At 72.0% G+C, this 23,074-nt stretch carries 19 protein-coding genes; 8 read left to right on the forward strand and 11 right to left on the reverse strand.

Going from position 1 to position 23,074, the window contains the following annotated elements:
* On the reverse strand, positions 1-609 hold the full coding sequence (locus V6U81_RS05320; RefSeq protein ID WP_334485033.1) for a DedA family protein: 609 nt from the start codon (positions 607-609) through the stop codon (positions 1-3).
* 535 nt (positions 610-1,144) lie between these two features.
* Between V6U81_RS05320 and thrS the strand changes: the two genes are divergently transcribed.
* Entirely contained in the window at positions 1,145-2,362 is a 1,218-nt protein-coding gene (gene thrS / locus V6U81_RS05325) for a threonine--tRNA ligase (protein ID WP_334485035.1), read from the forward strand.
* Between the two features lie 71 nt (positions 2,363-2,433).
* On the opposite strand, the gene V6U81_RS05330 is transcribed toward thrS, so the two are convergent.
* From V6U81_RS05330 to V6U81_RS05340, 3 genes are read right to left on the reverse strand one after another with little or no spacing between them, the layout of a single operon-like run.
* The gene (locus V6U81_RS05330; RefSeq protein ID WP_334485195.1) at positions 2,434-4,458 is read right to left on the reverse strand and encodes an ABC transporter ATP-binding protein; all 2,025 of its coding nucleotides are present in this window, start codon (positions 4,456-4,458) and stop codon (positions 2,434-2,436) included.
* Between the two features lie 38 nt (positions 4,459-4,496).
* Entirely contained in the window at positions 4,497-6,230 is a 1,734-nt protein-coding gene (locus V6U81_RS05335; protein ID WP_334485037.1) for an ABC transporter ATP-binding protein, read from the reverse strand.
* Positions 6,224-6,742, reverse strand: coding sequence for a MarR family winged helix-turn-helix transcriptional regulator (locus tag V6U81_RS05340; RefSeq protein ID WP_334485197.1), 519 nt, complete (start codon positions 6,740-6,742; stop codon positions 6,224-6,226). The genes V6U81_RS05335 and V6U81_RS05340 overlap by 7 nt, the downstream gene beginning before the upstream one ends.
* A 92-nt stretch (positions 6,743-6,834) precedes the next feature.
* Between V6U81_RS05340 and V6U81_RS05345 the strand changes: the two genes are divergently transcribed.
* Positions 6,835-7,416 (forward strand): TetR/AcrR family transcriptional regulator, encoded by a 582-nt coding sequence (locus tag V6U81_RS05345; protein ID WP_420883975.1) that lies wholly within the window; start codon positions 6,835-6,837, stop codon positions 7,414-7,416.
* A 26-nt stretch (positions 7,417-7,442) separates the two neighbouring features.
* Here V6U81_RS05345 and V6U81_RS05350 read toward each other — a convergent pair whose 3' ends face one another.
* Positions 7,443-8,882 (reverse strand): GuaB1 family IMP dehydrogenase-related protein, encoded by a 1,440-nt coding sequence (locus V6U81_RS05350; RefSeq protein WP_334485039.1) that lies wholly within the window; start codon positions 8,880-8,882, stop codon positions 7,443-7,445.
* A gap of 268 nt (positions 8,883-9,150) precedes the next feature.
* On the reverse strand, positions 9,151-10,902 hold the full coding sequence (locus V6U81_RS05355; protein ID WP_334485041.1) for an acetyl/propionyl/methylcrotonyl-CoA carboxylase subunit alpha: 1,752 nt from the start codon (positions 10,900-10,902) through the stop codon (positions 9,151-9,153).
* Between the two features lie 129 nt (positions 10,903-11,031).
* Here V6U81_RS05355 and V6U81_RS05360 point away from each other — a divergent pair, with 129 nt between their 5' ends.
* From V6U81_RS05360 to V6U81_RS05375, 4 genes are all read left to right on the forward strand, one after another.
* Entirely contained in the window at positions 11,032-11,658 is a 627-nt protein-coding gene (locus V6U81_RS05360) for a PadR family transcriptional regulator (protein WP_334485043.1), read from the forward strand.
* A 124-nt stretch (positions 11,659-11,782) separates the two neighbouring features.
* Positions 11,783-12,742 (forward strand): ATP-binding cassette domain-containing protein, encoded by a 960-nt coding sequence (locus V6U81_RS05365; RefSeq protein ID WP_334485045.1) that lies wholly within the window; start codon positions 11,783-11,785, stop codon positions 12,740-12,742.
* An 18-nt stretch (positions 12,743-12,760) separates the two neighbouring features.
* On the forward strand, positions 12,761-13,516 hold the full coding sequence (locus tag V6U81_RS05370) for an ABC transporter permease (RefSeq protein ID WP_334485047.1): 756 nt from the start codon (positions 12,761-12,763) through the stop codon (positions 13,514-13,516).
* Positions 13,517-13,576: 60 nt separating this feature from the next.
* Positions 13,577-14,848, forward strand: a complete 1,272-nt coding sequence (locus V6U81_RS05375) for an MFS transporter (protein WP_334485049.1) — start codon at positions 13,577-13,579, stop codon at positions 14,846-14,848.
* A 13-nt stretch (positions 14,849-14,861) separates the two neighbouring features.
* On the opposite strand, the gene V6U81_RS05380 is transcribed toward V6U81_RS05375, so the two are convergent.
* Entirely contained in the window at positions 14,862-15,515 is a 654-nt protein-coding gene (locus V6U81_RS05380; protein ID WP_334485050.1) for an O-methyltransferase, read from the reverse strand.
* Between the two features lie 151 nt (positions 15,516-15,666).
* Here V6U81_RS05380 and V6U81_RS05385 point away from each other — a divergent pair, with 151 nt between their 5' ends.
* Complete coding sequence (locus V6U81_RS05385; protein WP_334485051.1) at positions 15,667-17,085, forward strand: RNA-guided endonuclease InsQ/TnpB family protein; 1,419 nt, start codon at positions 15,667-15,669, stop codon at positions 17,083-17,085.
* Here V6U81_RS05385 and V6U81_RS05390 read toward each other — a convergent pair.
* From V6U81_RS05390 to V6U81_RS05405, 4 genes are all read right to left on the reverse strand, one after another.
* The gene (locus V6U81_RS05390) at positions 17,027-17,683 is read right to left on the reverse strand and encodes a Maf family protein (protein ID WP_334485053.1); all 657 of its coding nucleotides are present in this window, start codon (positions 17,681-17,683) and stop codon (positions 17,027-17,029) included. The two genes, V6U81_RS05385 and V6U81_RS05390, sit on opposite strands and share 59 nt — an antisense overlap.
* Positions 17,684-17,693: 10 nt before the next feature.
* On the reverse strand, positions 17,694-18,854 hold the full coding sequence (gene mycP / locus V6U81_RS05395) for a type VII secretion-associated serine protease mycosin (protein ID WP_334485055.1): 1,161 nt from the start codon (positions 18,852-18,854) through the stop codon (positions 17,694-17,696).
* A 1,399-nt stretch (positions 18,855-20,253) separates the two neighbouring features.
* Positions 20,254-20,706: a hypothetical protein gene (locus V6U81_RS05400; RefSeq protein WP_334485057.1), complete on the reverse strand. Its 453-nt coding sequence runs from the start codon at positions 20,704-20,706 to the stop codon at positions 20,254-20,256.
* Positions 20,707-20,821: 115 nt separating this feature from the next.
* Positions 20,822-21,034, reverse strand: a complete 213-nt coding sequence (locus V6U81_RS05405; RefSeq protein WP_334485059.1) for an acyl-CoA carboxylase subunit epsilon — start codon at positions 21,032-21,034, stop codon at positions 20,822-20,824.
* 91 nt (positions 21,035-21,125) lie between these two features.
* Between V6U81_RS05405 and V6U81_RS05410 the strand changes: the two genes are divergently transcribed.
* Positions 21,126-23,021, forward strand: coding sequence for a serine/threonine-protein kinase (locus V6U81_RS05410; RefSeq protein WP_334485061.1), 1,896 nt, complete (start codon positions 21,126-21,128; stop codon positions 23,019-23,021).
* Positions 23,022-23,074: the final 53 nt, after the last annotated feature.

Raw genomic sequence — 23,074 nt, forward strand, 5'->3', positions numbered from 1 at the left:
TCACTCGACGGGAAGTTCGGCGCGGGGGTTGCGGGCGCCGACCGCGGTCATCGCCCAGCCGGCCGCCGCGAACCCGGCCGTCGCCGCCCCCGCGATGACGGCCAGCCGCCACGCCGACTCGGTCAGCGCGGTGCCGCCGAGGTGGCCGACCAGCGCGCCGTAGCTCGCCCAGCCCAGTGCCGCCGCGGCCTCGTAGCAGAGGAACAGCCGGTACGGGTAGCGGCTCCGGCCGGCGGAGAAGCAGGCCGCCATCCGGCCGCCGGGCACGAACCGGCAGAGCAGGATCACCAGTGGCCCCGGCTCGCGCAGCCCCCGGGTGACCCGGACGGCGACCCGTCGGGCCCGGCCCGGGTCGGCGTGCCGGGGTTGGCGGCGGTCGGGGGCGGTCCGCCCCAGCAGGTAGCAGGCCAGGTCGCCGGCGAAGACGCCGAGGGCGCCGACGGCGATGGTGAGCGGCAGGTTGAGTCCGCCGTAGACGGTCAGCGCCCCACCGGTGATCATGACGACCTGGGTGGGGATGACCGGTATGAACGCGTCCGCGATCAGCAGTCCCAGCAGCACCAGGTACGCCCAGGTCGGCGACGCGACGTCAGTGAGTAGTTCGGGCACGCCTGCCACCTCGCGGGTCAGGGCCGATTGGGTGTACCGAGCCTGACGGCGTGTCCGCCGTCACGGTGGACGGGCCCGGCCGCGGGTGACCACGGACACGACAGGTCCATCCGTCTACAACGATGCAGTTCAGCGGCGCGTGACGGATCGCCGGTACGCGACTCGCGCCGGTTGCGGTCGGCGGATCGGCGGTCGTGCGCGTACCGTTGTCAACGCGCGGCCCTGCACCCGTCGGGTCCCCCGTTCCTGACGAGCGGGCCGCCGCGGGTCGCCGGCAGGTCCCGTGCCGGCGACCCGCACCCTTCCGCCGCACCGCACCGCCCCGACGCTCCCTGCCGGAAAATTCGTTCGCCGGGCGGCCCGCCGTGCTCGTACCGTCGGCATATGCGCAGCGCGGAAGTGACCACGACGCCGGGAAATCCCGGCGCGCCGCACTGACGCTTGACGTCGACGAGGCCCCGGGCGATCCGCCCCGGGGCCTCGCGGCGTTCCGGACCTGATCGCCTCCGGGTCGTACCCGATCAAGGAGCGCGACATGATCGACCACCGTAGGCTCGGCCGGGAGCTGGACCTGTTCGTCTCCGACCCCCTCGCGGGGGCCGGCCTGCCGATCTGGCTGCCGGCCGGCGCCGCCGCGCGGCATGCCGTCGAGGAGTACGTCCGGGAGTTGGAACGCCGGGCCGGCTACCAGCACGTCTACTCCCCGCCGCTGGGCAAACGGGAGCTTTTCGAGCTCTCGGGTCATCTCGGCTACTTCGCCGACGACATGTTCCCGCCGTTGCGGCTCAGCGCCGACGACGAGTTCGTGCTCCGCCCCGCGCTCTGCCCGCACCACGCCCTGGTGTTCCGTGCCCGCGGCCGCTCCTACCGGGAGCTGCCGCTGCGGATCGGCGAGTTGGGCGGGATGTACCGGGCGGAACGCTCCGGGGTGCTCGGCGGGCTGTCCCGAGTCCGCGCCATCTCGCTCAACGACGCGCACAACTTCTGCGCCCTCGACCAGGTCGGCGAGGAGGTCCGCGAGATCCTGCGGCTGATCGGCGAGGCGCACGCCGCGCTCGGCGTACGACCCGCCGGGTTCCGGCTGTCGCTGCGTGGCCCCGGGGAGAAGTACGTCGGGGACGATGCCCAGTGGGCGCGGGCCGAGGAGCTGCTCCGCGCCGCGCTCGACGGGGTGGAGTTCACCGAGGCCCCCGGCGAGGCCGCGTTCTACGGCCCGAAGATCGACATTCAGATCGTCGACGCGGCGGGTCGGGAGTCGACCATCTCCACCGTCCAGCTCGACTTCGACAAGCCGGAGCGGTTCGACCTGTCGTACACCGACTCGGACGGCGCCCGGCGGCGGCCGGTTATGGTGCACCGCAGCCTCGTCGGCAGCATGGAGCGGCTCTTCGCGTACCTGATCGAGGTGCATCAGGGCGCCTTCCCGCCCTGGTACGCCCCGGTCCAGCTGGTGCTGCTCCCGGTCGACGCCGGGCAGGCCGGGGCCGCCGCCGAGCTGGCCCGGCGGGCCGTCGACGCCGGCCTGCGGGTCGAGGTCGACGCCGCCGGCTCGCTGGGCGCCCGGATCCGCGACGCCGCCCGCCGCAGGATCCCGTACGTCGGGGTCCTGGGCCCCCGCGAGGCGGCCGACGGCCGGCTCTCGCTGCGCCTGCGCGACGGTCGATCCGTGGATCCGATGCCCGCCACCCAGGCCCTCGCCCTCATCGGCGGCGCGATCGCCGCCCGCTGCGCCGACCTCCTCCCGCCCGCCTGAGCAGCCCGCCCACACCCGCGTCGAGCGGGGAGCTGTCGCTGTCAATGGATCTGCGTTCACGGCGACAACCCCTAGATCGACGCGGGCTGGGGGGCTGCGGCGTCGGCGACGTCGTCGACCGCCGGGGCGCTGAACTGGGACTGGTAGAGGCGGTGGTAGGCGCCCTGGGCGGCGAGCAGCTCGTCGTGGGTGCCCTGCTCGACGATCCGGCCGCTCTCCATCATCAGGATCAGGTCGGCGTCCCGGATGGTGGAGAGCCGGTGCGCGATGACGAAGCTGGTCCGGTCCGAGCGCAGCGCCGCCATCGCCCGCTGGAGCAGCACCTCGGTGCGGGTGTCCACCGAGCTGGTCGCCTCGTCCAGGATCAGCAGCGACGGCTCGGCCAGGAACGCCCGGGCGATGGTGATCAGCTGCTTCTCACCGGCGCTGACGTTGCTGCCCTCCTCGTCGATCACGGTGTCGTACCCGTCGGGGAGGCTGTGGACGAAGCGGTCCACGAAGGTCGCCCGGGCCGCGGCGAGGATCTCCTCCTCGGTGGCGTCGGGCCGGCCGTAGGCGATGTTGTCCCGGATGGTGCCGCCGAAGAGCCAGGTGTCCTGGAGCACCATGCCGATCCGGCCGCGCAGCTCCTCCCGGGGCATGCTGCCGATGTCCGTCCCGTCCAGGGTGATCCGGCCCGCGTCCAGCTCGTAGAACCGCATGATCAGGTTGACCAGGGTGGTCTTGCCGGCGCCGGTCGGGCCGACGATCGCCACGGTGTGACCTGGCTCGGCGACCAGCGACAGGTCGTCGATCAGCGGCTTGTCCGGGTCGTACCGGAAGGAGACGTGCTCGAACTCGACCCTGCCGGTGACCCGGGCCGGTGTGGCCCGGTCCGGGGTCTGCTCCTCGGCGTCGAGCACCGCGAAGACCCGCTCGGCGGAGGCCACCCCGGACTGGAGCAGGTTCGCCATCGAGGCGACCTGGGTCAGCGGCTGGGTGAACTGTCGCGAGTACTGGATGAACGCCTGGACGTCGCCGAGGCTCATCGTCCCGGAGGCCACCCGCAGCCCGCCGACCACGGCGATCGCGACGTAGCTGAGGTTCCCGACGAACATCATCGCCGGCATGATGATCCCGGAGATGAACTGCGCCGCGAAGCTGGCCTGGAAGAGCTCCTCGTTCTTGGCCGCGAAGGCGGCCTGCACCTCGCGCTGCCGGCCGAAGACCTTGACCAGTTCGTGGCCGGTGAACGCCTCCTCGATCTGGCCGTTCAGCTCACCGGTGTGCCGCCACTGGGCGATGAACCGGCGCTGCGACCGCTTGGCGATCTGCTGGGTGACGACCACCGACAGCGGCACCGCGACCAGGGCGACCAGCGCCAGCAGCGGCGAGATCCAGAACATCATCGCCAGCACGCCGACCAGGGTCAGCAGTGAGGTGAGCAGCTGGCTGAGCGTCTGCGAGAGGGTCTGCGAGATGTTGTCGATGTCGTTGGTGACCCGGCTGAGCAGTTCGCCCCGAGGCTGCCGGTCGAAGTACGGCAGCGGCAGGCGGTTGAGCTTTTCCTGCACCTCGGCGCGCAGCCGCAGCACGGTCCGCTGCACCACCCCGTTGAGCAGCCAGCCCTGCCACCAGGAGAGCAGGCCGGCCGCCAGGTAGAGGCCGAGCGCGAACAGCAGCACCCGGCCGAGCGCGTCGAAGTCGATGCCGACGCCGGGGACCACGTCCATCCGGGCCAGCATGTCGGCGAGGTTGTCGTTGCCCGAGGCCCGGGCCCCGGCGACGGCCTGGTCGAGGGTGCTGCCGGCGGGCAGTTGCCGGCCGACCACCCCGGCGAAGATGATGTCGGTGGCGTGGCCGAGGATCTTCGGACCCACCACGCTGGCGCCGACGCTGGTCACCGCCAGGGCGATGATGCCCGCCAGCGACCACCGGTGCGGTCGCAACCGGGCCAGCAACCGCCGGGCGGACGGCCCGAAGTTCATCGACTTCTCCGCCGGCATGCCGGCGGCCATCCACGGCGGGCCACCGGTGCGCCGGCCGGCCGCCGGGAGCCGCTTCGGCGTCGCCGCCTCCGGGCCCTTCTTCTGCTCCGGCACGCCGCCCGGTGGCATCCCGGGGCGACCGTCTCTCGTCTCGCCGCCGCGCTCGGTCACGCCGGCACCTCCGCGGTCTGCTGGGACGCCACGATCTCGGCGTACGTCGGGCAGCTCTCCAGCAGGTCCGCGTGTCGTCCCCTGCCGACGACGGCCCCGTCCTCGAGCACGATGATCTGGTCGGCGTCGACGATCGTGGAGACCCGCTGGGCCACGATCACCACCGCCGCGTTCGCGGTGACCGGCCGCAACGCCGCCCGGAGCCGGGCGTCGGTGCTGAGGTCGAGCGCCGAGAACGAGTCGTCGAAGAGGTAGATCTCCGGCTGGCGGACCAGCGCCCGGGCGATGGCCAGCCGTTGCCGCTGTCCGCCGGAGACGTTGGTGCCGCCCTGCGCGATCGGGGCCGCCAGGCCGCCGGGCAGCTCGGCCACGAAGTCCCGCGCCTGGGCGATCTCCAGCGCCCGCCAGAGTTCCTCGTCGGTCGCGTCCGGGTTGCCGTACCGGAGGTTGCTGGCGACCGTCCCGCTGAACAGGTACGGCCGCTGCGGCACCAGCCCGATCCGGCGCCACACCTCGTCCGGTTCCAGCAACCGCACGTCCACCCCGTCGACCAGCACCGCGCCGGCGGTCGGGTCGACCAGCCGGGGGATCAGCGTGAGCAGGGTGGTCTTGCCGGCGCCGGTGGAGCCGATGATGGCCGTGGTCCGGCCGGGGCTCGTCCGGAACGAGATGTCGTGCAGCACCGGCGCGCTCGCCCCGGGGTACTGGAAGGTCACCCGGCGCAGCTCCAGCTCGGCCTGCCTGGTCACCGCGATCACCGGATCGGTCGCCGGCACCACCGACGACTCGGTGTCCAGCACCTCGACGATCCGTTCACTGCAGACCGCCGCCCGCGGCACCATCATCAGCATGAAGGTGGCCATCATGACGGCCATCAGGATCTGCATGAGGTACTGCAGGAACGCGGTCAGCGCGCCGATCTGGATCTGCCCGGCGTCGACCCGCTGTGCGCCGAACCAGAGCACCGCGACGCTGGAGACGTTGAGCACCAGCATCACCACCGGGAAGATCATGGCCATCAGCCGGCCGACGCGCAGCGCGGTCGCGGTGAGGTCGGCGTTGGCGACGCCGAACCGCTCCGTCTCGTACGGCTCGCGGACGAACGCCCGGACCACCCGGATGCCGGTGATCTGCTCGCGCAGCACCCGGTTGACCGTGTCGATCCGGGTCTGCATCTCCCGGAATCCCGGCACCATCCGCCGGATGACCAGGCCCAGCGCGATCGCCAGCACGGGCACGCTGACCAGCATCAGCCAGGAGAGGCCGAGGTCCTCCCGCAGCGCCATCACCACGCCGCCGACGCACATGATCGGGGCGGCGACCAGCATGGTGCAGCTCATCAGCACGAGCATCTGCACCTGCTGCACGTCGTTGGTGTTGCGGGTGATCAACGAGGGTGCGCCGAAGCGGGCCACCTCGCGGGCGGAGAAGCGGTTGACCTGTTCGAAGATCGTCGCCCGGACGTCCCGGCCGAAGGTCATCGCGGTCCGCGCGCCGAGGTAGACCGCCGTCACCGAGCAGGCGATCTGCACCAGGCTGACCAGCAGCATCCAGCCGCCCGTACGCACGATGTAGCCGGTGTCGCCCCTGGCCACGCCCAGGTCGATGATGTCGGCGTTGAGGCTCGGCAGGTAGAGCGAGGCCATCGTGCCGACGAACTGGAACAGCACCACCGCGAGCAGCGGCCGACGGTACGGGCGCAGATGGCTGCGTAAGAGGCGGATCAGCACGGACGGCCCCCGGGTGTCGTCTGGTCTGCGGATTCCTGCGGTGGGTTCAACCTGCCGTCCTCCCCGTCGGACGTGGTCGTGATGAGCTCGATGAGGAACTCGCGGATCACCGCCCGCTTCGCCGGGTCGGCGTCGACGGAGGTCAGCGGCGGATCTCCCTCGATCAGTTCGGTGAGGGCCCGCGCGTGCTGGCGTCCCTTGTCGGTCAGGGTGAGCTGCACGGTGCGGCGGTCGGCGGCGTCCCTGCGGCGTGCGACGAAGCCGTCGCGTTCCAGGGTGTCGACGACGCCGGTGAGCGTGCCGGGCCGGACGAAGCAGCGTTCGGCGACGTCCCGGTGGGTGGTGTCGCCGAGCCGGCTCAGGATGAACAGCACCCGCATGCCCGCCGGGGTGAGGCCGTGGTGCTCGGCCAGGTAGCGGCCCCAGTGCTGGTCGACCAGGTGGCCGGCGACCGAGACCAGCCGGCCCAGCGGCGCGTGCCACATCAGGTCGGGGCGGGGCGGTGGTTCCATCTGCACGCGATGAGGTTAGCTCCCGAACCGTTCGGTACCTAACGGATTTCGGATAGGCGACATCTTGCCGCTGACAAGTTAGGCTGCCGGGTATGGCGAGGGGCGCGTACCACCACGGGGACCTGCGGCGGGCCCTGCTCGACGCGGCGGTAGAGGCGATCGAAGAGTCCGGCCCGGCCGCGCTCAGCCTGCGCGACCTGGCCCGGCGTGCCGGTGTCTCGCACGCCGCCCCCGCGCACCACTTCGGCGACAAGGCGGGCCTGCTCACCGCCCTCGCCGTCGAGGGGTACGACCGGCTCGCCGCGACGCTCGTGGCCGCCGGCGACGACCTGCTGGAGGTCGGGGTGGCCTACGTCCGCTTCGCCGTCGACCACCGGGCCCACTTCGAGGTGATGTTCCGCCCGGACCTGTACCGGCGCGACGACCCCGAGGTCGCCGCCGCCCGGGGCCGCGCCGGGGCGGCCCTGCGTGCCGGGGTGGTGTCGGTACGCCGCGGGCGCGCCCCGGCCGACCCGGCCCCGTCCGCCGGGGACGAGCTGGACCGGGACGCGCTCGCGGCCTGGTCGATCGTGCACGGCTTCGCCACCCTCTGGCTCGCCGGCGCCCTCCCCGGCGGCACCGACCGGGACCCCGAGGCCGCCGCTCGCGCGGTGATCCGCCGCCTCTTCGAGTGAGCGCCCGCCGACGGGAGCCGGTCGGCTCACCAACTGGTCGGCAGTGGCATTCCCTCGGTGTAGCCGGCCGCGCTCTGCACCCCGACGAGCGCCCGCTCGTGGAACTCGTCCAGGTTGCGGGCGCCGGCATAGGTGAACGCGCTGCGCACCCCGGAGATGATCTCGTCGATCAGGTCCTCGACGCCCGGCCGGGTCGGGTCCAGGTGCATCCGGGCCGAGGAGATGCCCTCCTCGAAGATCGCCTTGCGGGCCCGGTCGAACGCGCTGTCCTCCGCGGTCCGCGCGCTGACCGCGCGCGCCGAGGCCATCCCGAAGCTCTCCTTGTACCGCCGGCCGTCCACGTCGGTGTAGAGGTCGCCGGGGGACTCGTAGGTGCCGGCGAACCAGGAACCCACCATGACGTTGGACGCCCCGGCCGCCAGCGCCAGCGCCACGTCGCGCGGATGCCGGACGCCGCCGTCGGCCCAGACGTGCCGCCCCAGCGCGCGGGCCGCCGCGGCGCAGTCGAGCACGGCAGAGAACTGCGGCCGGCCGACGCCGGTCATCATCCGGGTGGTGCACATCGCGCCCGGCCCGACGCCGACCTTGACGATGTCGGCCCCCGCCTCCACCAGATCCCGTACGCCCTCCGCGGTGACGACGTTGCCGGCCGCCACCGGGACGGCCGGGTCGAGCTTGCGCACCGCCCGCAGCGCGGAGATCATCCGCTCCTGGTGCCCGTGCGCGGTGTCCACGACCAGGGTGTCCACCCCGGCGGCGAGCAGCGCCTCGGCCTTGCCGGTGACGTCGCCGTTGATGCCGACCGCCGCAGCGATCCGCAGCCGGCCCCGGTCGTCCACCGCCGGTCGGTAGAGGGTGGCGCGCAGCGCGCCCTGCCGGGTCAGCACCCCGACCAGCCGCCCGTCGGCGTCCACCACCGGGGCGAGCCGGCGCCGGCCGGCGGAGAGCCGGTCGAAGCCGGTACGCGGGTCCGCGTCCGCCGGCACGGTGTGCAACTCGGTGGACATCACGTGCCGCAGCTGGGCGAAGCGGTCCACGCCGACGGTGTCGGCCTCGGTGACCACGCCGAGCGGGCGACCCGCCTCGTCCACCACCACGACCGCGCCGTGCGACCGCTTCGGCAGCAGGTGGATGGCGTCGCCGACCGTGTCGGTCGGGCCGAGCGTGATCGCCGTGTCGTGCACCAGGTGCCGCTGCTTGACCCAGCCGACGACGTTGGCGACCACCTCGATGGGGATGTCCTGCGGGATCACCGCGATCGCGCCGCGCCGGGCGACCGTCTCGGCCATCCGCCGGCCGGCCACCGCCGTCATGTTCGACACCACCAGCGGGATGGTGGTGCCGGTGCCGTCACCGGAGGAGAGGTCGACGTCGAGCCGGGACCCCACCTCGGAGCGGGCCGGGGCCATGAAGACGTCGTTGTAGGTCAGGTCGTGCGCGGGGACCGCGCCATGAAGGAACCGCACGGGCCCCATCATCCCTGCTCCCGTTCCCGCCCGCCGCCGCTGGTGCGCCAAACCACTCGCCGGGCTGCCGGCTGGTGGCCCGTTGCCGGCCGGTCCGGTGGCGGGCGTGTCGGCGCGAGCGGCGGATTCCGCAGTGAGCGATATGACTGAGGGTCATATTCATGACTCCCAGTCATATCGCTCGCGGTGGTGTTCCCCTCGGGGCGATCCGGGCTGCTGGCGCGGCCCCGCTCGCCCCCGTCCGCCAGCCGGGTCGACGGTTGAGCGGTCAGGCGATGGTGCAGATGGCGGCGCCGGCCGTGATCACCGCGCCGACCTCGGCCGAGAGCCCGCTGACCGTACCGGCCTTGTGGGCGTGCAGCGGCTGCTCCATCTTCATCGCCTCCAGGACGACCACCAGGTCGCCCTCGGCGACGGTGTCCCCCTCGGCCACAGCGATCTTGACGATGGTGCCCTGCATCGGGGAGGCGAGCGCGTCGCCGCTGACCGTGGCACCGGCCTTGGCCCCGCCGCCCCGGCGGGCCGGCTTCTTCGCGGTGGTCGCGGCGGTGGTCGTACCCGCGCCGAGGCCGGCGGGGAGGGTGACCTCCAGCCGCTTGCCACCCACCTCGACCACGACGGTCTCGCGCTCCGCCGGCGCCTCGGCGGCGCCCGCGACGGCGGTGAACGGCGGCACGGTGTTGTCGAACTCGGTCTCGATCCACCGGGTGTGCACGGCGAACGGCTCGGCGGTGAACGCCTCGTCGCGGACCACCAGCCGGTGGAACGGCAGCGCGGTGGCCATGCCCTCGACGACCATCTCGTCCAGCGCCCGGCGGGCCCGCTCGATCGCCTCGGTCCGGGTCTCCCCGCTGATGATCACCTTGGCCAGCAACGAGTCGAAGTTGCCGCCGATCACGTCGCCGGCGGAGATGCCGGTGTCCACCCGGACGCCGGGGCCGGTGGGCAGCCGCAGCGCGGTGACCGTGCCCGGGGCGGGCAGGAAGTTGCGGCCCGGGTCCTCGCCGTTGATCCGGAACTCGATGGAGTGCCCGCGCGGCGTCGGGTCCTCGGCCAGCCGCAGCTTCTCCCCGTCGGCGATCCGGAACTGCTCGCGGACCAGGTCGATGCCGGCGGTCTCCTCGGTCACCGGGTGCTCCACCTGCAGGCGCGTGTTGACCTCCAGGAAGGAGATGGTGCCGTCCACGCCGACCAGGTATTCCACGGTGCCGGCGCCGTGGTAGCCGGCCTCCCGGCAGATCGCCTTGGCGCTGTCGTGGATCTGGGCGCGCTGCGCCTCGGTGAGGAACGGCGCGGGGGCCTCCTCGACCAGCTTCTGGTGCCGGCGCTGCAGCGAGCAGTCGCGGGTGCCGACCACGACCACATTGCCGTGCTGGTCGGCCAGGACCTGCGCCTCGACGTGGCGGGGCTTGTCCAGGTAGCGCTCGACGAAGCACTCGCCCCGGCCGAAAGCGGCGACCGCCTCGCGGGTGGCCGACTCGAACAGGTGCGGGATCTCCTCCATGGTGCGGGCCACCTTGAGGCCGCGTCCGCCGCCGCCGAAGGCCGCCTTGATGGCGACCGGCAGTCCGTAGTCGACGGCGAAGGCGAGCACCTCGTCCGGCCCGGAGACCGGGTCGGGGGTGCCGGGCACCAGGGGAGCGCCGGCGCGCTGGGCGATGTGCCGGGCGGTGACCTTGTCACCGAGGTCGCGGATCGCCTGCGGGGTGGGGCCGATCCAGGTCAGCCCGGCGTCCATGACGGCCTGGGCGAAGTCGGCGTTCTCGGAGAGGAAGCCGTAGCCGGGGTGCACCGCGTCGGCGTCGGCCTTCGCGGCCACTTCGATCAGCTTGTCGATCCGCAGGTACGTGTCGGCCGCGGTGTCGCCGCCCAGGGCGTACGCCTCGTCGGCCAGAGTGGCGTGCAGGGCGTCCCGGTCGGAGTCGGCGTAGACGGCGACGCTGCCCAGACCGGCGTCGCGGCAGGCGCGGATGACGCGGACGGCGATCTCTCCGCGGTTGGCGATGAGTACCTTGCGCACCTTGGTGGCTCCTCCCAGGCTCGTTGCCGGGAGTGTATCGGCCACTCTGATCGCCCTAACGATCGCTCAGTGTGGGATGCCGCACTGTGGCGCCGCACGGTAGTCAAACTTGGCTATTACGCTTGTCCGATGTCTGCGACTCGGATGATGATCCTCGGCCTGGTCCGGTGGATGCAGCCGGTGCACGGGTACGACGTGCGCCGCGAGCTGCTCAGCTGGAACGCCGACCGGTGGGCCAACGTGCAGCCCGGCTCGATCTACCACGCGCTGCGCAAGCTCACCGAGGAGGGGCTGCTCCGGACGGTCGCCACCGAGCAGGTGGGCGCCCGGCCGGCCCGGACCACGTACGAGGTCACCCCGAAGGGGGAGGACGAGTTCGAGTCGCTGCTGCGGGGCCTGTGGTGGCAGCTGCACGAGACGCCGGACCCGTTCGTCGCGGCGTTCTCGTTCCTGCCCGCGATGCCCCGCGAGGAGGCGACGGCCGCGCTGCGCAACCGGGCGAACCTGCTCCGCGCCGGTGTCGAGTCGATGCGTGCCTCGTTGGACTCCGACTGGATGCGCGACACCAAGCCGGTGCACGTGGCCTGGATGTTTGAGCTCTGGGCGGCCCGGGCGGAGGCGGAGATCGCCTGGTGCGAGCGGATCGCCGAGCGGATCGAGTCCGGGGTGTCGTACCTGCCTGCTGGACTCGCGGAGGCGGAGGGCTGGCAGGGCTGGACGGACGGCCGGCCGGCGCGCGGCCAGGACGCGCAATAATCAACATTGACCATAAGAGCTATATCGCGTTAGCCTTCTCGCGGCACAACGGGGGAGCACGCCGTCCGGCGTCGTCCCCGGGGAGGGCGGCCGGTGCGGCCGGCCCGGACGACCAGGAGCAGACATGATCGAGACCAGGGGGCTGCGGAAGTCGTTCCGCTCCCGTGAGGGTCGCCAGACGAAGACGGTCGACGCCGTCCGGGGGGTGAACCTGGAGGTCGCCGAGGGGGAGATCTTCGGGTTCCTCGGCCCCAACGGCGCCGGCAAGACCACCACGCTGCGGATGCTCGCCACGCTGATCGAGCCGGACGGCGGCGAGGCCACCATCGCCGGCGCCGACCTGCGCAAGGACCCGGCCGAGGTCCGCCGGCGGATCGGCTACGTCCCGCAGGGCGGCAGCACGTGGGACGAGTCCACCGCCCGGGAGGAGCTGGTCCTGCACGCCCGGCTGTACGGGATCGGCAAGGCCGACGCCCAGCGCCGCGCGGCCCGGGCCCTGGATGCGTTCCAGCTCACCGAGTACGCCGACCGCAAGTGCAAGACGTACTCCGGCGGCCAGCGGCGCCGGGTGGAGATCGCCCTCGGCATCATCCACGACCCGAAGGTCGTCTTCCTGGACGAGCCGACCACCGGCCTCGACCCGCAGAGCCGCGCCCACATGTGGGACGAGATCCGCCGGCTGCGTACCGAGGGGATGACCGTCTTCATCACCACGCACTACCTCGACGAGGCCGACGCGCTCTGCGACCGCATCGCGATCATGGACCACGGCGAGGTCGTCGCCGAGGGCACCCCGGCCGAGCTGAAGCGGGAAATCTCCGGCGACGTGGTGCTGGTCGGCCTGGACGTGGCGACCACCCCCAAGGCGGCCGACGTGCTCGACACCGAGCCGTACGTCAACAAGCTGGAGACCGCCGACGGCGGCGGGCTGCGCCTCTACGTCGACGAGGGCGCCACCGCCATCCCGCAGGTGCTGCGCCGACTCGACCACGCCGGGCTGGACCTGCGCTCCATCGAGCTGCACCGCCCCAGCCTCGACGACGTCTTCCTCACCAAGACCGGCCGCTCGCTGCGCGAGTCCTGAGACACCGGAGACAAGACCATGAAGCTCCTCCGTGACACCTGGCTCATCTTCGAGCGCCAGATCCAGCTGCTGCTGCGCAACCCGGTCTGGGTCTTCGTCGGCGTCTTCCAGCCGGTGATGTACCTGCTGCTCTTCGCCCCGCTGCTCAAGCCGGCGCTGAACGCGCCCACCCAGGCCGCCGCCTACAAGATCTTCGTCCCCGGCCTGCTGGTGCTGCTGGCCATCTTCGGCGGCCTGTTCCAGGGCTTCGGCCTGATCGCCGAGCTGCGCGCCGGCGTCATCGAACGCTCCCGGGTCACCCCGGTCAGCCGGCTCGCCCTGCTGCTCGGCCGCTCGCTGCGGGACGTGGTCTCGCTGATCGCGCAGGCGGTGATCATCACCCTGCTGGCGCTCCTGTTCGACCTGCGCGTCTTCATCGGCGACCTGCTGCTGGCGTACCTGATGCTGGCCCTGATCGCGCTGATGACCTCGGCGGTCTCCTACGGCGTCGCGCTCAAGGTGAAGAGCGAGGACGCGCTGGCCCCGCTGATGAACACCGTCGCCCAGCCGGTGCTGCTGCTCTCCGGCATCCTGCTGCCGCTGACCTTCGCCCCCGGGTGGTTGCAGGGCATCGCCGACTGGAACCCGTTCTCCTGGGCGGTCGACGGCACCCGCGCGCTCTTCGCCGGTGACCTGGGCAACGACAAGGTCTGGCAGGGGCTGACGATCATCGCGGTGCTCGCCGCCGCCGGGGTGGTCTGGGCGGCCCGGCAGTTCGCCCGCAGCGTGCGCTGAGGCGAGAGCTGCCTCTCACCAGGGGCGGGGCGCCGGCCGGACGCTTGTAGCGTAAGGCCAGTGCCCCGCCTCACCCGTGACAGCACCACCTGGTTGACCTACGCCCAGCTCGGCCTCTGGGGCTTCTTCCTCTACGGATTCGGCCCGGTCGTGCCGCTGCTCCGCGACGAGCAGGGCATCAGCGCCGCCGTCGCGGGCCTGCACAGCACCGCCGTCGCCGTCGGCGCGCTGCTCGGCGGGGCGCTCTTCGCCCCACTGGCCCGCCGGCTCGGCCGCGGGGCCGCCATCTGGACCGGCCTGGCCGGCCTGGCCGTCGGCGTGACCGCGTTCGGCCTGCTGCACCCGCTGCCCGCCACCCTCACCGCGGTCGTGGTCATCGCCACCGGCGGGATGATGGTGATCAGCGGCGTCGCCGTGGTGCTCACCGCCCGGCACGGCCCGGCCGCGCCGGGCGCGCTCACCGAGGCCAACGCCGTTTGCGCCGGGATGGGCATCCTCGCCCCGCTGGTCATCGGCGCCAGCGTCGACGCCGGTCACGGCTGGCGGCCGGTGATGGCCGTCGAGGTCGGGCTGATCGCGCTGGTCGCGCTCGCCGCCCGCCTCTTCCGGGTACGCCTGCCGCAGGCCGCCCCCGCTACCGCGGCTGCCGCCGACCCCGCCGGGGTGACCGCCCCCGCCGAACCCGCCCGACCGCCCCGGCGATCCGCCCCGGCGCGGCCCGCGCCGGCCGGCCGGCTGCCCAGGGCGTACTGGATCGCCTGGGTGCTGATGTCGGTCACCGGGTCGATCGAGGTCTGCCTGTCGCTCTGGACCGCGGACGTGCTCCGCTCACACGCCGGGATGACCGCCGGGGCCGCCTCGGCGGCCGTCGCGGCGATCGTCTGCGGCATGTTCCTCGGCCGGCTGGTCGGCGGACGGATCGCGCTGCGCTGGCCGCCGGCGCCGCTGCTGCTCGGCGCCCTGACCGTGTCGCTGGTCGGGTTCACCCTGTTCTGGCTGGCGCCGGTCGGCTGGCTCGCGGTCACCGGACTGGTCGTGCTCGGGCTGGGCAACGCGCTGCACTACCCGCTGGCGATCTCGATCGCGCTGGCCGTGGCCGGGCCGTCCGCCGACAAGGCGGCCGGCTGGGCGTCGTACTCCATGGGGGTGGGCTTCGGGATCGCGCCGGTGGCGCTGGGCGCGGTGGCCGACGGGGTCGGACCCCACCTGGCCTTCCTCGCGCTGCCCGGCTTCATCGTCGCGGCCGTGCTGCTCACCGTGCGGCTCGGCCGCGCACTACGGGCCACGCCGCCGGCCGCCGCCGACCGGACGCCGGCCGCCGTCGGCGCGTGACCCGAATCGGGGATCAGAGCACCCGGGCGAGGGTCACCCCGTCGGCGAGGGGAAGCATCACCGCGTCGACGCGGACGTCGGCCAGCACCTCGTCGTTGAACGCGGCGATCGCCCGATCGTCGGCGTTCTGCGGCGCGATGACCCGCCCGCCGCGCAGGGTGTTGTCCACCGCGATCACCGCGCCGGGCCGCATCCGGGGCACCAGTTCGTCCCAGTAGATCGGGTACCCGGTCTTGTCGGCGTCGATGAACGCGAAGTCCAGGTAGCGCTCCCGAGGCAACTCCCGCAGCCGGTCCGCGGCCGGCCCGATGCGCAGGTCGATTCGCTCGGCGACGCCCGCACGCGCCCAGTAGGACCGGGCGATCCCGGTGTACTCCTCGGAGATGTCGAAGCAGGTCAGCCGGCCGTCCTCGGGCAGGCCCCGGGCGATCGCCAGCGACGACAACCCGGTGAAGGTGCCCACCTCGACCGCCTGCCGCACGCCCAGCAGCCGGGTGAGGAACGTCAGGAACGCCGCCTGCTCCGGCGCGACCTGCATCGTCGCCTGGTCCGGCAGCATGGCGAGCGTCTCCGCGGCCAGGTCGCGGACGATCTCGTCCGGCGGCGAGCCGTGCGCGACGAGGTAGGCGTGCAGTTCCGGAGTGAGCGGCAGCGGCTTGGTGGTCATGACCCGACGCTAGTGCGGTGTCCACTAACGTTCAGCGGTTGGGTCGCGCTGGGGAATTGTCGTACCGGTGGTGTTGGGTAGGTTCGTGCCCCGCCGTCGGAATCCCGCTGCGCCTCTGGCGGTGCATCGGACCGCCAGAGGCGAGTTGCGGGTGACGGCGGGCCAGCGGCGGCGGTGTTTCGGCCTGCTGCGCTCTGCTGGTGATGTGTGGGCATGCGCGTTGGAGGTCAACTCGTGGCGGCGCCGCCGCAGCGATGCGCCGTTGGCTGGCTTTCAGGAGTTGTGTCGGGAGTTGTCTGGGTCGGGGCCGGGGACGTTCGGTGAGTTGGACACGACGGGGGCCCGGTCGGTGTTGCGCCGTTTCTCGGATGCGTGGTTCGCGGCGGCGAAACGCCGCAAGGGCGGTGACCTGGAGGTGCGGTTTCCGCGCCGGCGACGTGCGTTAGTGCCGGTGCGCTGGTATCACGGCACGTTCCTGTTGGACGGGCGTCGGGTCCGGCTCCCGATCGCGAAGGGCGGCCAGGCGTTGTGGGTCAGGCTGGCGCGGGGGGTGCCGTATCCGGCCGAGCAGGTCCGGTCGGTCACCCTGCTGTGTGAGGGCGGGCGGCTGTTCCTCGACGTCACCGCCGAAGTCCCGGTCGCGACCTACCTGGCCGGGCAGGGGCCGGATCCTGACCGGGTGGCTGGGGTGGATCTCGGGATCATTCACCCGTTCGCGGTGGCCGGCCCGGACGGTGCGGGGTTGCTGGTGTCGGGGCGGGCGATTCGCGCCGAGCACCGTATGCACCTGGCCGACAGCAAGGCCCGCCGCCGTGCGGTCGCCCGCCGCGCGCCTATGCGGGGTCAGCGGGGGTCGCGGCGGTGGCGGAAGTATCGGCGGCGTTCCCGGCTGGTGGAGGGCCGGCATCGGCGCCGGGTGCGGCAGGCGCAGCACGAGGCCGCCCGCACGGTCGTGTCCTGGGCGGTGGAGCGGCGGGTGGGGGTGCTGCGTGTCGGTGACCCGCGCGGGGTCCTCCAGGTTGAGGCGGGGCGGCGGCACAACCTGCGGCTGCGGCAGTGGCAGATCGGCCGGCTCCTGCAGGTCCTGACCGACAAGGCTGTACTGGCCGGCATCACCGTCCACCTCGTCAACGAGCGCGGCACCTCCTCCACCTGCCCCACCTGCCACCGGCGGGTGCCGAAACCTCGCGGGCGGAGCCTGTCCTGCCCGCACTGTCAGTTCTCCGGGCACCGCGACCTGGTCGCGGCCGCCACAATCGCCACCCGCAGCCCGGGCGGCGGACTTACCACCCCCACCGCCGTCGTGCTACCCGGGGTGGTCACGCACCGTCGAGCCGGCCGACACCTTCCCGGTGCCGGCCAGTCCCGACGTGACCCCCGCCGCCCACCTGCGGCGCGAGGTCCAGTTGGCCCGCGGAGGCCCGCCCCACCACCCGGTGGGGAGTCGCTCGCCCAAACGACGAGGATCCCCAACACTCACCGCACACTGGTGAACGTTCGTGGACACCGCACTAGCCCAGATGCTCGACCTCCTGGCCGCCCGGCGCGACCTTCGTCCACAGGTCGGTGATGCTGAGGTCCAGATCGTTCAGGAGTTGGCGCAGCAACGGCAGGGAGAGCCCCACCACCGTGCCCGGGTCACCCTCGATGCCGGTGAGGAACGCCCCGCCGATCCCGTCGATGGTGAACGCGCCGGCCACCGCCAGCGGCTCGCCCGTGGCCACGTACGCCGCGATCTCCGCGTCGCTGATGTCGGCGAAGTGCACCGTGGTCGAGGCGACCGCCTCCGCCCGCGCCTCGTGCGTCACGTCGATCAGGCTGTGCCCGGTGTGCAGCACCCCGCTGCGACCGCGCATCCGCTGCCACCGGCGGGTCGCGTCGGCGGCATCCTCCGGCTTGCCGAGGATCTCCCCGTCGAAGGCGAGCACCGAGTCGCAGCCCAGCACCAACGTCCGCTCCTCCGGGGTGGCACGCAGCCGATCCAGCACCGCCCGCGCCTTCAACCGCGCCAGCTCCAGGCAGAGATCCTCCGCCCGCTCGGCGACCACCTGGGACTCGTCGACGCCGCTCACCAGCACGTCGGGTTCGATCCCGGCGGCCTGAAGGAGCTTACGGCGAGCGGGACTCTGGGACGCGAGCACAAGGCGCAGCGGCAGGGAGTTCGGCACGTCGCCGACGCTACCGGCTGATCCTTGGCGGCGGGTCGCCGGCACATCGCCGCCGCCGCCAGAACAGGTAGCCGCCGCCGGCCGCGATGATCGCGGTGAGGGTGGCCAGGCCGCGCGCAGTCGCGCCGCCGCCGTCCTCGTTGCCCGCCGAGCCGCCGATCGCCGTCGTGGTGGTGCCGGCGGAAGGGGAGGTTGCGGTCGGGGATTCGAAGCCGAGCGGGGGTACGTCGGCGGTGAGCGCGGCGACGAGATCGATCACGCCGTAGCCGTACTCGTCGTCTTTTCCGGGCGGACCCTTGTCCACTGCGGTGGCAGTTAGCCGGTGGGCGACTTCGGCTGCTGGCAGGTAGGGGTACTTGGAGCGAATCAGGGCGGCTGCGCCCGCGACGATAGCGGTGGCGTCGGAGGTGCCGATGCCCTTGCGGTACTTGCCATCGATGCTGGTGCTGTAGATGTCGACGGCCGGAGCGACGACGTCAATTTCAGGGCCGGTCACGGCGGTGGTCGCCCGCCTGCCGGATCGGTCAATTCCGCCGACAGCAATAACGCCGGGGTAAGCTGCGGGGAAGCCAACGCTCTTTCTTGGCGGGTGATTACCGGCGCCCGCCACCACGACAACGTTCGCCGTGACCGCCACCTCGATCGCGTGCTGCAGCCTCGCGTCGGGCTCACCGACCAGAGAAATGCTGATGATTCCAGCCCCCTGGTCGACAGCGTATGTAACTGCTTCTGCTAGATCGTCGCTATTGCCACGCTCGTTGGTCGCCTTTATGCGAATCGGCAATATCTTGGCTCGAGGTGCGACACCAAGCGCTCCTAGATTGGCCCGACCATGGGCCGCGATTAGGCCAGCCATGCCTGTTCCATGGCTGTCCTCGTCATGCCGGCCATCGCCGCTAGCGGGCGAAATCATATCGGTTCCGGGAAGGAGATTGTTTCGCAAATCTGGGTGGGGGTCGACGCCGGTATCTGGCACCGCCACCAAGACTCCCGCGCCTTGGCTTATTCGCTGAGCCTCCGCTGCCCGTAGGTATCGTAGATGCCATTGGTCGCCACGCACGCGTTCGTTGCCACCTTGTATAGCGGCGGAAGTTGCTGTCGGCGGAGCCGGCACGGTTGTTGCGGGGATGAGCAGAAGCCCTAACAGTGCTCGAGCGCGGTGGTCCCTCACCGGCCGAAGCCGATGGCCGGGCCAGGATCAATCGGGCCCTCTTCGTTGGGCGGCTCGACGACCGGTGCCACTCCCTCATCGGTTTCCCATGGGTTGTCGGCGTCCCAATGTCGCGACTCGTCATCCGTTGGTTCTGGACGCCCCAAGCGTCCTTGCGTGCCGCTTACAACAGGATTGTTTGTAAAGCCGGGGCCGCCGCCTATTGGAGATGCTCCGTGTGCGCCGCTGAATTGAGGGGCTCGGCCTCCTCCAGGGCGTGATCCCGCCGCACCCGTTGGTGCCGTTCCTGCCCCACCGCCACCGATTACGCCTCCGACAGGATTGACGCGGCGAGCAGGAACAGAGCCGCCTGGTTGGTTGAGCCCAATTCCAGGCGTGCCGCCGATCATTCCGCCCGGGGGCATTGGCCGTGGCGGAGTGCTGTGCGGAAGGCTGGGGTCGATACTCCCCGGCCTAAATGTCGATCCCGACTGCCCGCGAACGGGGCCAATTGAAGTATTACGTCGGCCCCCATTTCGGGCTGGCATCGACGGCAGGGGAGGCAGGCTCCCGGAGATGGGTGGCACCCCGGGGGGAGTGGGTGGCGCCACGCTTGGCAGCCCCGGGGTGTACGAACTTGGCGCAAACCCGGCTCCCGCTCCACCCAAAATGGGGCCGACATTCGAGATTCTCGGGGGAGGCAGAGGCCTCGTTGACTGGCTCGGTTGCGATGGCCTCGTGACGCGGACTGGCGGTGTCATCGGAACCGGCACAACTGGCGGAATAATCGGCGCCGAGACGGCTGAGCCGTATACATCTGGATTGCTTTGGTCTACCCCAGGGATCGCCTTCGGCCGCGGGGGCGGTTGCCGGAGCATCACCTGTGCCTGCTGCAGTTCGCCGCTCAACCCGAACATGATCCCGCGCGCTCGTACGTTGAGCTGCTCCAACTCCGCGTCCGTCACCGGCGGGTCCACGACCCGGCTACCCGCGACAGCCTTGGGGTCGGCGGCGGTCGCCTCGTACGACCGCTTCTGCTGGAGTTTGGTCGTGTACTCCTCGTACACCCGCTTGAGTTCGGGGCGGCTGCTGTCGATGGCCCGGGTGGCCGCGGCGAGCGCGTCGTGGTTGGCGGCGGCCGCGTCGTGGGTGCGTTGCACCTTGTCGATGAGGGTGTCGAGTTCGCTGACGTAGGCCCGCGCGGCGGCGTTGGTATCCGGCGGCCACGCCTCGGCCAGCCCACGGCGGTATTCGCGGAGCCGGCTGAGGTGGGTCAGCGCGAGGTCGCAGACCTTGCGCCACCCGGCGACCTGCTTCCAGTGACCCGTGGTGTCGTGGTCCTGGAGGCAGGCCCACATGCTGAGCACGTCCATCAACTGCCAGTCGGTGAGGCCGGAGGTCCGGCCGCTGCCCCTCTCGATCACGGCAGCACCACCGGCCCGCTCTCCGGGCCGGTGGGATCGGGCAACACAGGTCGATGTTCCGGCATCACGGAGTACGGGTCGGCGAGCGCCCGTCGTACGTCAGCGACCTTGGCCAGCGCGAATGCGTCGGAGCCCTCGTAGTGCGCGGCGACCGTGCCGGCCGCCGAGGCCAGCTGGCCGGTGGCGCCGCCCATCGACCAGACCATGTCGGCGGTGGCCTTCTGCGTCTCGTGGTGCGCCTGGAGGAACTGCACCAGCTCCACGAACGCGTCACACGGGTTGGGGATGGCGGCTGTCATGTCGTCGGCGATGTACGTCAGGTGTGGCGCGTAGTTCCGTTCGACCTCGGCCTGGAGCCGGTCGGCGAACTCGCGCATCTGGCGGATGTCGGCCTCGATGCCGCCGTAGTCGCGCAGCCAGGAAGCTGGGCGCTCGTCCTCCGGGATCATCGACCCTCCTTACCGTCACGGCCCCGTTTCCCTGAGTGAGGTTAATGGCTGCGCCGCGATCTCGGCAGTCCCAGCGAGCTACTGGCAACTCAGTCGGGGCGTACCCGGGGAAGGGTCAGCGCGGAAGGCCGGAGACGCGCCACGCGCCCGGGCCTGCGGCGGGCGCCGCGCCGGCCGGTCGGCCACTGCGCGACCACGCGGAGGTGGCCACCGGTGCGGGCGCGGCGGCAGGACGGGATCGGCCCAGGATGACGCCGACCAGCGCGGCCAGCTCATCGGCGGTGGGGACGCCTCGGACGACCCGGAACAGCGGCTCATCGGCAGACATGGCGCCAGCGTACGCGTCAGGATGTTGACCTTCACCGCACAGTGGCGTGCCGGCGGTGTGAGCATTGCCCGCGCCGGGTACCGTCTCACCGATGTCCAACGCGCTTCCCCAACTTGTCGCTGACCGATACCGGCTACTGTCGCCGCTCGGTCAGGGCGGCATGGGCCGGGTCTGGAAGGCGAGGGACGAGGTACTGCACCGGGACGTCGCCATCAAGGAGCTCGTCCCGCCGTCCAACCTCACCGACGAAGAGCGCCGGGAGATGCGGGAACGTTCGCTGCGTGAGGCCCGGGCCATCGCCCGCCTCAACAACGTCAACGTGGTCCGCATCTTCGACGTGCTCCGCACCGACGGCGACCCGTGGATCGTCATGGAGTACGTGCCGTCGAAGTCCCTTCAGGACACTCTCACCGAGGACGGCCCCGTCTCGCCGGCCAAGGCGGTGGAGATCGGCCTCGGCGTGCTCGGCGCGTTGAAGGCGGCCCACAAGGCCGGCGTGATGCACCGCGACATCAAGCCCGGCAACGTGCTGCTCGGCGACGACGGTCGGGTGGTGCTGACCGATTTCGGGCTGGCGACGATCCCGGGTGACCCGAACGTGACCCGGACCGGCATGGTGCTGGGCTCGCCCGCGTACATCGCGCCGGAGCGGGCCAAGGACGGCACCACCGGGCCGGAAGCAGACCTCTGGTCGCTGGGCGCCACCCTCTACGCGGCGGTCGAGGGGAAGTCCCCGTACGCCCGGACGTCGGCGATCGCCACCCTGGCCGCGCTGGCCACCGAGCCGATGCCGCCGCCGAAGAACGCCGGGCCGCTCAAGCCGGTCCTGAACGGTCTGCTTCGCAAGGACCCGAAGGAGCGGATCACCGCCGAGGTGGCCGAGCGGCTGCTGCGCCGGGCCGGCGGCAAGCGGGCCAAGGGCATCTCGCTGCTCGACGGCGTACGCCGGCCGGGGCCGAACGGTCCGCGCGAGCCGCGTCCGCCGCTGGTGCCGGCGCCGCGCCCGGCCGAGGAAAGCGTCGAGGCGAGGACCCCCGCGCCGCAGGTCGCTGCGGGCGCTGCCGCCGCTGCGGCGGCGGCGGGCGCGAAGGCTGCCGACAAGGTGAAGACCGCGGCCGGCGCCGGGCCGACCGCGAAGGTCGACCCCCCGGCCGCCGACGCCGAGCCCACCAGCAAGCTCGACAAGCCCGGACCGAACAACCCCACGTCCGTCATGCCCGCGCCGGTGAGCCCGCCGGCGCCGCCCGCCGAGCGCGTTCCCGGCTCGGTGTACGACGGAAAGAGCCGTGACCGCCGTCGGCGCAACCTGTTGATCGGCGCCCTGGTGGCGGTGCTGCTGGTCGGCCTCGCGATCGCCGTGCCGCTGCTGACCAGCGGCGGCGACGACCCGAAGGGTGGCGACACCCCGCAGGCCGGGGCGACCTCCGCCGCCTCGACGGCACCGTCGACGGCGCCTTCGACCTCGGGGCCGGCCGCCCCGGCGCCCGCCACGAGCAGCGCCGCACCGGCGAGCCCGACGGCGGTGGATACGCCGTCGACCGATCCGAACGCGCTACCGGCGGGCTGGAAGCGGTTCCCGGAATCGACCTTCTCCCTCCCGCTCCCGCCGGGCTGGCGGGTCACTCAAAGGTCCTCGAGTTCAGTCACCTTCCGGAACGGACTCAGCGAGCTGTTCGTCCAGTGGACCAACTCGCCCAAGGCGGACGCGGTCGCGGACTGGCAGAGCATCGAGTCGGGCCGAAAGGACAGGGTCAACGACTACAAGCTCCTGGGCATCGAGCGCTGCAACTGGTACCGGACCTGCGCGGACTGGGAATGGTTGGAGAGCCGAGAGGGCGCCCGGATCCACGTCCGCAACCGCGGCGTGGCCACCGCCAGTAACCGGGGTTTCGCCCTTCGCTGGGAGATCCCGGTGACGGAGTGGCAGGCCAACCTGGCGAACTTCGACCAGATCGTCAAGGGCTTCCAGCCCGACCGGGTGAACTGACCGGGCGGAAATCGCGCTGCCGCGAATTTGATTCGCATGACTCTCCGTCGTAT

The organism is Micromonospora lacuserhaii, assembly GCF_036902735.1.
Taxonomy (GTDB): domain Bacteria; phylum Actinomycetota; class Actinomycetes; order Mycobacteriales; family Micromonosporaceae; genus Micromonospora.